Source organism: Rhizobacter sp. P1_G5 (genome assembly GCF_056405435.1).
On the sequence record NZ_JBFUCB010000015.1, the window covers coordinates 17,730 to 27,100 of the forward strand.

Below are 9,371 nucleotides of genomic sequence, written 5' to 3' on the forward strand. Positions count from 1 at the left end.
CGATGTACCGGGACTATCGGCAGGGCCGGCGCGAGCCTGAGCGGGCGAGTGTGAACAAGTCGGCGGCGCAGGTTCAGATGCGGACGGCGGCCGGGTCCTCGAAGTGCAGGCGCACGGTCGTGCCGCTGCCGGGCCGGCCGGCGATGTCGAGCGTGCCGCCAAGCAGGCGGGCGCGTTCCTCCATGCCGAGCAGGCCGTGCCCGCTGCGCTCGTGCGACGGGTCGAAGCCGGCGCCGTCGTCGGCAATCGCCAGCAGCCAGTGGCCGTCGTTGCGCTGCAACGCGAGGTCCACCCGCGCGGCATGGGCATGCCGGCGCACATTCGTGAGCGATTCCTGGGCGACGCGGAACACCTGGGTCGCGATGTCGGGAGCGAGCCGGTCCGCCTCGGCATCGACCTGCAGCCGGCACGGCAGGCCGGTGGCCTGGGTGAACTCCGCGGCCAGCCATTCCAGCGCGGCAGCCAGTCCGCCGTCGAGGGCGGGCGGGCGCAGTTGCTTCACGAGCGCACGCACGCCGCCGGCCAGGTTGTCGATGCGATCGAGCAGCACCTGGTACTGCGCCTGCGCCGGCGGCTGCTCGCCGCGCGCGCGGGCGCGCAGCACGGAGGCCTCCATGCGCAGGGCGGCCAGCTGCTGGCCCATCTCGTCGTGCAGTTCGCGCGCGATGCGCTTGCGCTCATCCTCCAGCGCGCGCGTGTTGTGTTCGCCGAGCCGGCGCAGCGCCTGGCGCGACACCTCGAGCTCGGCCGTGCGCTCGGTCACCGCATGCTCCAACCGATGGCGTTCGGCCCGCTGGCGCCGGCCCGTCGCCCAGGTGCTGAGCCACCACAGCAGCCCCAGGCCGGCCGCGGCGGCCAGCTTGGCAGGCGTCGACAGCCACCAGGGCGGCGCGATGGTGAAGGGGATCTGCAGGGGCGGGCCGGCCTCGACGAGCGGCAACCGGTAGGCTGCACGCACCTCCAGCACCTGGGTTCCGTCCTCCGCCGACTCGATCGTCACGACGTTCCCGGCGATGGCCTGCCAGGGCGCGTTGTCGTGCAGGCGGTATTCGAGGTGCAGCATGCGGCTGCGGCCGATGTTCGGTGTCCCCAGCGTGAACTGCAGATGGCGGTCGTTCCAGTCGATCTGCTCCGGCACCACTGCAGCGGTCTGGTCGCCGAACGCCACGGCCTTGAGGCGCAGCACGGGCGGTGCCGGTTCGGCGGCCGGCGCGCGGATGCGGGTGACCCCGGCACTGCTGCCGATCCACGCGGTGCCATCGGGTTCGAGCAGCACCGCGCCGTCGTCGATGTCGTCCCACAGCAGCCCGTTCGAGTGATCGATGTGCCACCAGCGGCTGCCGTCGAACACGAACACGCCCCGGTCGGTGCCGAACCAGACCCGCCCGTCGGACCCGGTGCGAAGAAAGTACTCGGTCGGGTTCCCGAACCGGGCCAGGTCGAACCGGCGGGTGAACCGGGCGGTGCCCGCGGCGTCCACGGCGTAGACCGAGAGGCCGTGGCTGTCGAAGGCCCAGAAGTCCGTGGCGTCGACGAACGCTGCGCGGCCGTAGACCTCGACCGGCTCGCCCTGCGCGTCGCGCATCGGCATCCAGCGGCCGTCGACGGGGCGGTAGGCGCGGTGCCCGCTGATGAACCATTCGACCGCGCTGGTCGCGACCCCCTCCGCCGGGAAGGCGACTTCGCTCACGAAATCCTGGTCCGGCAGCCCGCTGGCAACGGGCTGTCGCCGCGGGCCCGACGCCGAGGCGACGACGCGGTCGACGCCGTTGCGCCCGGTCAGGTAGATGCCCCCTTGCCGGCCCTGCATCACGACGGAGAGCGACGGATCGTCGAAGATCACCGCGGCCTGGGCCGTGCCGGCCTTCAGCCGCATGACGCGGCCCGTTTCCACCCACCACAGGTCGCCGCTCGCATCGACGGCGAGGGCGCTGACCGCACTGGCCGGGTGGCCTGTCGCCGCCGGCAGCGGCCGGAACCGGGCCGTGCTCTCGTCCAGCCACGCGGCACCGCGGGCCGTGCCGGCCCACAGCCGCCCGCTGCCATCGCGCGCGAAGGTGAACGTGGCGGGCGCCGGCAGCCCGAGGGCCGGGGTCCAGTGCTCGACGTTCAGGTAGCCGATCCAGCAGTGCAGGCCGCGGCCGGACGTGCCCAGCCAGAAGCTGCCTTCCGCGTCGAAGAACAGCGAGCGGATCAGCGTCTCCGGCAAGCCCTGCGCCGGTGTCCATTCCCGCCAGCGCTGACCATCCCAGCGTGCGATGCCCACATCGGTGGCGGTCAGGATGCCGCCCGCCGGGTCCTCGGCCAGCGCCGCGGTGGCCGGCAGCCGTTGTGCCAACGGGGCCTCGATGGCGCTGAAGCGCTGCTGCGCCGGCGGCAGCCGGGCCAGCCGGTCGCGGCTGCGCGCCCAGACACTGCCGTCGCGCCCGATCACCAGGTTGCCCCACATGCGGGCCGGCAGGCCCTCGGCCTCGCCCCACCGGCGCAGCGTGCCGTCGCGCCATTCGCACAGCCCCCGGCCACAGCCGAACCACAGGGCCCCGCGGCCGGCGCGCAGCGGTCCGGAATCGGCATCCAGCTCGCCCGGCGGGGCGGGGAACGCCGGCAACTGCAGCTGCCGCGCGACCGGCGCAGCGCCGGGCAAGGGGGCGTCGATCGACCAGATCCGGCTGTCGCGGTCGATGGCCAGCACGGTGCCGTGCGCGTCGATGTCGAGGCGCTGGCCGGGCTCGATGCCGATCGGCTTGCCGCCGGGTTGCGTGACGGCCGACCACTGCGCCACGCCATCCTTCTCGCGGCGCAGGAACAGGCCGACATCGGTCGCCACCCAGAGTCCGCCGCGGGCATCGGCCCGGGCCGCGTAGACCATGGACCGCTGCGCGCCCGGGGCCATCGGCTCGCGGTGGATGCGGAAGCCGTCGAAGCGGAACAGGCCGTTCTCGGTGCACAGCCAGAGGGTGCCGTCAGCGGCCTGCGTCAGGCAGCCGACCGCCATGTTGGTCAGCCCGTCCGACTGTTGATAGGCCTCGAAGACCGCATGCTGCGCCTGCGCGGGGCCGCTGCACGCGAGCAGCAGCGCGGCGAATGCCGCCAGGCCGCGCTCAATCCACCAGGCCATGCCTCAGCGCGTAGCGCACCAGGTCGCTCAGCGAGTCCTGATTCAGCTTTTCCATCAGCCGGGCCTTGTAGGTGCTGACGGTGTTCGGGGCCAGGTTCAGCTCGTTGGCAATGTCGGTCGGGGCCCGGCCCTTCACCAGCGCGATCAGCACCTGGCGCTCACGTGCCGACAGCAAGGCCATCGGCTCGTCCTGCGCCTGCTCGGCGCGCAGCATCTCGCTGCTCAGCGACGGATCGACATAGCCGCGCCCGGCCGCCACGCGGTGGATCGCATCCAGCAGTTGCTCGGGCGAGACGTCCTTCGTCAGGTAGCCGAGGGCGCCGGCCTTCAACGCGCGGCGGGCGATGTGCGGATCGGCATGCATCGTCAGCACCAGCACCGGCAGCTGCGGATGGGCCGCGACGACGCGCTCGATCAGGTCGACCCCGGTGCAACCGGGCATCAGCAGGTCGAGCAGCAGCAGGTCGATTCCCCCGGCGTCGACACCGGCCAGCACCTCGGCCGCCGACGCGCCCTGGCCGGCCAAGGCCAGCCCCTCGTCGAGCTCGAGCATCTTGCGCAGGCCTTCGCGCACGAGGGCGTGGTCGTCGGCGATGAAGACGCGGATGGGGACGGCGACGGGGGTGTGTGCAGACATGGGGGCCACCGGGACGGTGCCCTAGTGTAGTGATCAGTCTACAGGATGCCCGGCTTTTGGCTGGTCCCCGGCCCGATTGCACCGGAATTGATCATCTTGTGAGAATTTACCCGTCGACCGTTGTCGATTTCTTGTAGATTAATGTCTACACGATTTGATGTTGACACTACACCGCAAGGGCATATGTACATCCATCCATCACCACGAGATCGATCCGACGCCGCTGCCTGGGGGGTCCGGGACGAAGATTCCGTCATCGCGCCGGCGCTTCCCTCCGTCCTGCGTTTCGGCCGCTGCGAGGTCCGGACCGCGTCGCGCGAGGTCCTGGTCGATGGCCAGCTGCGCGCGTTGCAGCCGCGGCCCTTCGACCTGCTGGTGATCCTCATCGAAAGCCGGGCCCGGGTGCGCACCACGAACGAACTGCTGGACGAGGTCTGGGGCCACCAGATCGTCCAGCCCGGTTCGCTGGCCGCGGCGGTGATGCGCATCCGCCAGGCCCTGCGCGAGGGGGAGCCCGGCATCGGCCAGGTGATCCGCACCTACCCGCGCGTCGGCTACCGCTTCGTCGCCCTGCTCGATGGCGAAGTGGCGCGCTGACCGGCCGCCCGCCCCGATCGATGCCGACCTGCTTCTTCATGAGGTGCACGCACCATGCTTTCGTCCCGCATCAACGACCCGTACCCGCTGCTGCCAGGCTGGCTGGATGAGCTGGCGGGCCCGACGCTCGAACGCATCGCCGACGACCTGAGCGAGTTGCTGACCCGGCATCCAGGGGCCCGGCGCACGCTGATCCACCTGAGCGTGATCGAGAACACGCTGCGCTACAAGGATCGCGCCGCCGCCCACCGGTTGCCCATCGGCGTGCTGCAGGGCGCGCTGACCCAGCTGGAGGCGATCGGCTTCGCCGGCCGGAGCACGGGCCTGACCATCCTGCGCCTGCGCCTGATGCAGGCGCTCCTGCGCCACGGCGCGACGGCGGCGCCGGGACACGCCCCCTTGCAAGCGTGTTGACGAGGATCTGCCGACGACCCCGTCATCCCGATGAATGCGTCGCAGACGAGCGCGTCGTCCGGCGGCGTTGCCTCGCGCTGATCGGGATGGCGATCGTGTCGATCCTCGCCGCGATGGCGCTGTACGGCTGCAACGACTCCATCCTTCGCGACAAGCTGGTCGACGGCACGACTGCGCTGGCCGGCCTGCGCGCGCGCCTGGAGCTGTACCACCGGCACCACCACACCTACCTGACCGTCAGCGAGGACGTCGTCAGCCCCTGCGACACCATCCCGGCCGGCGGGGCCGGGACCTTCCACGTGCAATGCCTGCAGGTCACGGCCACCGCCTACTTCCTCACCGCCCAGGGCAGCGGCGTGACGCAGGGCTTCGTCTACACGACGGACACGAGGAACACCCAGGTCACCGCAGGCCTGCCGCCCCGCTGGAGAGCGAACCCACCGTACCCGTGCTGGATCACCCGCCAGGGTGACACCTGCTGATCGCTCAGATCTTCCCGACCCCGGCATGGGCCTTGACCGTGTCGGGCACGTCGTTGGCCGAGATCGGCTTGATCAATCCACCCGCGAGGGGCTTGAACGCGGTCAGCACGGCCGAGTCCTGCACGAGCTTGTCGGTGGCCGGTGCGGGGCTCGCGATGTTCGGGTTGCAGGGTCGCCCGATCGCGGCAATGYAGGTGGCCTTGGTGGCCGAGGTCTGCCCGTACACGCCGAACAGCTGGCCGTTGCCGGTGGCATCGGTGAGCACCGGCATCGAGACGTTCCTGAAGTGGTTGCCCTCCATCAGCACGCGCGTGTTGGCTCCCTCGTAGTCGAGCGCATGCCAGCCGCCGGTCTCGAAGTAGTTGTTGACGATGTGCACCAGCGCACCGCTGCCGGCGGAGTTGAAGCGCGGGGCGCGACCGTCGAAGTGGTGCAGGTAGTTGTTGGCGATGGTGATCCTGCCGTTGCCGTAGGCCAGCAGGTTCCAGTAGTGGTTGCCGGTGCAGCGCGCCGACCACGCCGACCGGCCGTCGAGCTCGTTGTTGGAGAGGGTGATGCCGTCGATCGTCGCCGTGGCGTCGCCGTTGCCGAGGACGATGAACTGGCGGCCGATGCGCGCGAAGCGGTTGTGGTCGACCCACACCTTGGTGGCCGCGGGGATGGACAGGCCGTCGCCGCCCCAGACCATGCCCTCGTTGATGTCCGTGAACGACAGGTTGCGGATGATGATGTTGCTGACGCCGCCCTGCAGGATCACGCCCTTGCCCTTGAGGCCGGCGTTGGCGCCCACGCCGATCAGGGTCTTGTTCGAGCCGATCAGCAGGGCGGCGGTGCCGGCCACCTTGTACTTGTAGGCGCTCGTCTGCTTGCCGGTGCAGTAGCTCTTCTGCCAGTCCTGGACATTCAGCGTGATCTCGCTCTTCTGCGTGGCGCCGCTGCACACGCTGGTCGCGAAGCAGCCCGGTGCCGAGGCGCTGCCCTCGCTGTCGGTCAGGTCGATGACGGACGCCACCTCGATGATGCGCGGCTCGGTGTCGGTGCAGCCGTTGCCGTTGCTGGTGCGGCAGAGCTCGCGCTTCAGGTCGGCGACCGTGCTCACGCGGAACGTGTTGCCGCCGGCGCCGCCGGTGACGCCGGCCGCAAAGCCGGTGGGCACGTTGCTGACGGCGCGCACGGCTTGCGCCTCGGCGCTCGCGCTGTCGTCGGCGCTGGCCTCGGCGCCGGATCGATCGAGTTCGGACGTGCCGCCGCATGCCGCGAGGAGGGCCGTGGCCACGGTGACGAGCCACAGCGCCGGGCTGCAGACGCGATGGGTTTCGGGGGTCGACAAGATGCTGCTCCTCCAGGTGGCTTGATGGAGGCATGACCATAGGTCGAGGCCTGGCTGGAGTCTTGACGGAACCTTCCTGGCGGGATGCCGGGAATGACAAGATGGAAACACGTTGTGAGCCGGCGCTGTCCGTCCGGGGGCGGCGCCGGCATCGGTCAATCGTCCGATTCCGCCGGCCGGCCGCTCGCCGCAGACTGGCTTGATCCGCTTTCCACCGAGATCACGCCATGACGACTGCCACCTCCCTTGCCACGAACTCGACCTGGTTGAGAACGCTCTACCTCACGCGCGCCGCCTTCTCGATCGCGTGGGTGGCGCTCGCCTTCGCGGCGGCGCCAGCATCGCCCGTCGTCGCGAGCGTGCTGCTCGTGCTGTACCCCGCATGGGACGCGCTGGCGAACGCGCTCGACGCCCGGCAATCGGGCGGCATGTCGGCCAACGCGACGCAGATGATCAACGTGCTGGTCAGCGCCGCGACGACCGCCGCGATGGCGGTGGCGGTGCAGCAGGGCATGCCCGCGGTCTTCGTCGTGTTCGGCGTCTGGGCCGTGCTCTCGGGCCTGCTCYAACTGGGCACCGCGGTGCGCCGCTGGAAGCACCAGGGTGCGCAGTGGGCGATGGTGCTGAGCGGCGCGCAGTCGGCGCTGGCCGGCACGTTCTTCGTCAAGCAGGCGAGCGGCCCGGCGCCGATGCTGCAGAACCTGGCGGGGTATGCCGCGGTGGGGGCGGTCTACTTCCTGATCTCAGGGTTGATGCTGCTCTGGCGCGAGCGCCGCACGCGCTGAATATCCGCGATGATGGGGTCTTCCGATCGACTCCAGCGTTCATGACATGAAGCCGTCTCGCCGTGCCGTCGCCGCCTTGCTCCTGGCCGGCTGCGCCGTGCTGCTTGCGCAGGCGGCCGGCGCGCAGGAGAAGTTCATCGTCGTGGCCTCGACCACGTCGACCGAGCAATCGGGCCTCTTCAAGCACCTGCTGCCGGCGTTCACCCGCGCCAGCGGCATCGAGGTGCGCGTCGTTGCCGTCGGCACCGGCCAGGCGCTCGACATCGGCCGGCGCGGCGATGCCGACGTGGTGTTCGTGCACGACACGCCGGCCGAGGAAAAATTCGTCGCCGAGGGCTGGAGCGAGAAACGCTTTCCGGTCATGTACAACGACTTCGTGCTGGTCGGCCCGAAGCCGGACCCGGCCGGCGCGCGCGGCGCCGACATCGTCGCCGGCATGGGCAAGGTGGCCGCCGGCGGCCAGCCCTTCGTCTCGCGCGGCGACCGCAGCGGCACGCACAGCGCCGAGCTGCGGCTGTGGAAGCTGGCGGGGCTCGACCCGGCTGCCGCCAGGCCGGCCGTCTACCGCGAATGCGGCTGCGGCATGGGGCCGGCGCTGAACATGGGGGCGTCGATCAACGGCTACGTGCTGACCGATCGCGGCACCTGGCTCGCGTTCAGGAACCGGGGCGACCTGGCCATCCTCGTCGAAGGCGACAGGCGGCTCTTCAACCAGTACGGCGTGATGCTGGTCAACCCGGCGAAGCATCCGCAGGTGAAGAAGGAGCTCGCGCAGCGCTTCGTCGACTGGCTGGTCTCGCCGGCGGGCCAGGCCGCCATCGGCAGCTACCAGATCGAAGGCCGGCCGCTCTTCTTTCCGGATGCGAACTGACGTCCCTGGCGGATGAGCACCTTCGCCGACAGCTGGCGGCTCGCGTGGACGTTGATCGCCGGCGGCGACGCCGAGCTGTGGCGCATCGCGATGCTGTCGCTGCAGGTGAGCGGCATCGCGGTGGGGGTCGGGTCGGTGGCGGGCCTGCTGCTCGGTGCCTGGCTGGCCGTCGCGCGCTTCCCCGGCCACGGCGTGTTCGTCTGGGCGGTCAACACCCTGCTCGCGTTGCCGGCCGTCGTCGTGGGGCTGCTGGTCTACCTGCTGCTCTCGCGGGCGGGGCCGCTCGGGCCGTGGGGGCTGCTGTTCACGCCGACGGCCATGGTGGTGGCGCAGAGCGTGCTCGTCACGCCGTTGATCGCCGCGCTGTCGCGCCGGCTGGTCCTGGCGGCACTCGATGAAGGCGGCGACCAGCTGCGCTCGCTCGGCGCGGGGCCGCTCGCCTGCGCACTGCTGATGCTGGTGCACGAGCGGCTGGGCGTCGCGACGGTGCTGCTGACCGCGTTCGGCCGCGCGGTCGCGGAGGTCGGCGCGGTGATGATCGTCGGCGGCAACGTCGCCGGCGTCACGCGCGTGATGACCACCGCGATCGCGCTCGAGACCAGCAAGGGCGACCTCGCGCTGGCGCTCGGCCTGGGCCTGGTGCTGCTCGGCATCGTCGGCGTGGTCAACGGCGTGATCATGCTGCTGCAGTGGTGGGGCGCGCGCACGCGGGCGCTGCCTGCGGCGCCACCGTTGCGAGCGGAGCAGGCGCCGGTCGCCGGGCGCGACGCGCCGGTGGCCGCCCATGCCGCGTCCCAGCCGCTGATCGCGCTGCAACGGGTGAGCGTCGCGTTCGGCGACTTCACCGCATTGCGCGATGTCACGCTGACGCTCGCGCGCGGCGAACGCCTGGTGCTGGTCGGCGCCAACGGGTCGGGCAAGACCACGCTGCTGCGGCTGCTGCAGGGCCTGGTTCCGCATGCCGGCGTCGTGGCGCGCGCGCCGCTGCAGCCCGAGGGCCGGCTGCCGCGCGCCGCCATGCTGTTCCAGCAGCCCTTCCTGATGCGGCTGTCGGTGTTCCGCAACGTGTGGATCGGCCTGTGGCTGCGCGGCATCCCGCGCGCCGCGCGTGCGGCGCGCTGCCACGAGGCGCTCGCG

9 protein-coding genes are annotated in these 9,371 nt (G+C 71.1%); 6 read left to right on the forward strand and 3 right to left on the reverse strand.

The annotated features are described in order from the left end of the window. Positions 1-73: 73 nt before the first annotated feature. Positions 74-3,118: a sensor histidine kinase gene (locus AC1D12_RS02450; RefSeq protein ID WP_477825276.1), complete on the reverse strand. Its 3,045-nt coding sequence runs from the start codon at positions 3,116-3,118 to the stop codon at positions 74-76. Further along, positions 3,102-3,755 (reverse strand): response regulator, encoded by a 654-nt coding sequence (locus AC1D12_RS02455; protein ID WP_047509828.1) that lies wholly within the window; start codon positions 3,753-3,755, stop codon positions 3,102-3,104. Before AC1D12_RS02455 ends, AC1D12_RS02450 begins: the two co-directional genes overlap by 17 nt. 183 nt (positions 3,756-3,938) lie before the next feature. On the opposite strand from AC1D12_RS02455, the gene AC1D12_RS02460 reads away from it, so the two are divergent. From AC1D12_RS02460 to AC1D12_RS02470, 3 genes are all read left to right on the forward strand, one after another. Beyond that, complete coding sequence (locus AC1D12_RS02460) at positions 3,939-4,352, forward strand: winged helix-turn-helix domain-containing protein (RefSeq protein WP_477838689.1); 414 nt, start codon at positions 3,939-3,941, stop codon at positions 4,350-4,352. A 54-nt stretch (positions 4,353-4,406) separates the two neighbouring features. Continuing rightward, positions 4,407-4,766, forward strand: coding sequence for a hypothetical protein (locus AC1D12_RS02465; RefSeq protein WP_465110577.1), 360 nt, complete (start codon positions 4,407-4,409; stop codon positions 4,764-4,766). Positions 4,767-4,861: 95 nt separating this feature from the next. Further along, the gene (locus tag AC1D12_RS02470; protein WP_156155050.1) at positions 4,862-5,248 is read left to right on the forward strand and encodes a type IV pilin protein; all 387 of its coding nucleotides are present in this window, start codon (positions 4,862-4,864) and stop codon (positions 5,246-5,248) included. A 4-nt stretch (positions 5,249-5,252) separates the two neighbouring features. Here AC1D12_RS02470 and AC1D12_RS02475 read toward each other — a convergent pair whose 3' ends face one another. Then, positions 5,253-6,578: a hypothetical protein gene (locus tag AC1D12_RS02475; protein WP_477838691.1), complete on the reverse strand. Its 1,326-nt coding sequence runs from the start codon at positions 6,576-6,578 to the stop codon at positions 5,253-5,255. A gap of 227 nt (positions 6,579-6,805) precedes the next feature. On the opposite strand from AC1D12_RS02475, the gene AC1D12_RS02480 reads away from it, so the two are divergent. From AC1D12_RS02480 to AC1D12_RS02490, 3 genes are all read left to right on the forward strand, one after another. Then, positions 6,806-7,363: a DUF308 domain-containing protein gene (locus tag AC1D12_RS02480; protein ID WP_477838693.1), complete on the forward strand. Its 558-nt coding sequence runs from the start codon at positions 6,806-6,808 to the stop codon at positions 7,361-7,363. 46 nt (positions 7,364-7,409) lie between these two features. Further along, a complete protein-coding gene (locus tag AC1D12_RS02485) occupies positions 7,410-8,234 on the forward strand; it encodes an ABC transporter substrate-binding protein (RefSeq protein WP_477825280.1) in 825 nt (274 codons plus the stop codon). Positions 8,235-8,246: 12 nt separating this feature from the next. Next, the coding region (locus tag AC1D12_RS02490; protein ID WP_477838695.1) for an ABC transporter permease at positions 8,247-9,371 on the forward strand (1,125 nt) is incomplete at its 3' end.

Bases quoted from the DNA above. Each gene is read 5' to 3' on its own strand.
- AC1D12_RS02455 (WP_047509828.1), bottom strand. From the start codon at position 3,755: ATGTCTGCACACACCCCCGTCGCCGTCCCCATCCGCGTCTTCATCGCC.
- AC1D12_RS02450 (WP_477825276.1), bottom strand. From the start codon at position 3,118: ATGGCCTGGTGGATTGAGCGCGGCCTGGCGGCATTCGCCGCGCTGCTG.
- AC1D12_RS02460 (WP_477838689.1), top strand. From the start codon at position 3,939: ATGTACATCCATCCATCACCACGAGATCGATCCGACGCCGCTGCCTGG.
- AC1D12_RS02465 (WP_465110577.1), top strand. From the start codon at position 4,407: ATGCTTTCGTCCCGCATCAACGACCCGTACCCGCTGCTGCCAGGCTGG.
- AC1D12_RS02485 (WP_477825280.1), top strand. From the start codon at position 7,410: ATGAAGCCGTCTCGCCGTGCCGTCGCCGCCTTGCTCCTGGCCGGCTGC.